Annotated in this window: 1 protein-coding gene; it reads left to right on the forward strand. The window is 57.2% G+C overall.

Translation table 11 applies throughout. From position 1 onward, the window contains the following. Positions 1 to 160 precede the first annotated feature (160 nt). The gene (locus QCE69_RS39285; RefSeq protein ID WP_309927986.1) at positions 161 to 1,180 is read left to right on the forward strand and encodes an IS110 family transposase; all 1,020 of its coding nucleotides are present in this window, start codon (positions 161 to 163) and stop codon (positions 1,178 to 1,180) included. Positions 1,181 to 1,476 lie beyond the last annotated feature (296 nt).

Here is a 1,476-nt window from a genome sequence, read left to right on the forward strand (position 1 = left end):
GAAATCGCAAAAAAAGCGGCGGCGTTCTTCGCGAAGGAATGAAATGAACGCGTCCCACCCGTGAACGTAAGCAAAGAAAGGTGGATCCTCACGGGCCAACGGCATCGATATGCGCCCAGGTGGAAAATGCAAGCATTTCCCGGCAACCGGAGGATCCACGATGAACAGTATGGCTGTGGGCGTAGACATCGCCAAGCAGGTTTTCCAGGTCCATTACGTCGATCAGCAAACCGGCGAGGTCGTGAACAAGCCGGTTAAGCGGGCAAAATTTCTGGAGCACTTTGCGAACCGTGCCCCGTGTTTAATAGGGATGGAGGCCTGTGGCGGCGCGCACCATTGGGCGAGGCAACTGACCAGGATGGGCCATAAGGTCCGGCTAATGCCAGCGGAGTTTGTCAAGGCGTTCAACATTCGCAACAAGAGCGATGCGGCGGATGCCAAGGCAATCTGGCTGGCAGTACAGCAGCCAAGCAAGGCTGTAGCGGTAAAGACCGAGATACAGCAGGCTATGCTCGGATTGCACCGTATGCGAGAGCAACTGGTGAAGTTCCGCACGATGCAGGTGAATGCGTTGCGCGGGTTGATGACGGAGTACGGCGAAGTGATGGGCAAGGGGCGAGCGACGCTCGACAAGACGATACCGGAAGTACTCGGTCGCCTTGCGGATCGGCTGCCGGCGGTCCTGATAGACACTCTGCGTGATCAATGGAACGGGTTGGCGAGGCTGGATGAACAGATTGCTCAGATTGAGCGGCGCATGCGCGAGTGGAAGAAGGAAGACTCCGCAGTCAAAGCAATTAGCGAAATTCCTGGTGTGGGCTTACTGACTGCAACGGCAGCGGTCGCGATGATAGGCGACGCGAACGCATTCAACTCGGGTAGGGAGTTCGCTGCATGGGCAGGTCTCGTACCCAGGCAGACCGGCTCAGGCGGCAAGGTAAATCTGCACGGCATCAGCAAGAAGGGTGATACCTATTTGCGCACTCTTCTGATTCACGGCGCTCGCAGTGTATTAACGCACGCGAAAGAGCCAGGCCGGTGGGTCGAGCAAATGGAGAAGCGGCGACCGCGAAATGTGGTGGTCGTGGCACTAGCCAACAAGATGGCGCGCACGATCTGGGCCGTGCTCGCCCACGACAGGGCGTACCAAAAAGACTACGTGAGCATGAAACCGGCCTGACCGGTGAATGCCACGGAGAAGAGTAACGTTTAGCAAAGGGTGAACGTCGAAAGGTTGCGCAGCAATCGAGTGTGATGACCAGCCAGGTAGGACCGGGACTCGCAAAACCTGAACAGGAGGAGGAGCTTTCGAGCTCGCCGAAGGAATGAGGTGCGAGTCAGCGCATTTCATAGGGGCCCGCAGCGGCAGCACCGGCTGCATAAAGGCCGGATAGAGAGCTGCGACCCATCCTGTCAATCTGAACACACGAAAGCTGTTGCAAAACGGGACGCGTTCATAGAGACCTCCTGTGAAGT

This window comes from Caballeronia sp. LZ032, from assembly GCF_031451315.1.
GTDB lineage: Bacteria > Pseudomonadota > Gammaproteobacteria > Burkholderiales > Burkholderiaceae > Caballeronia.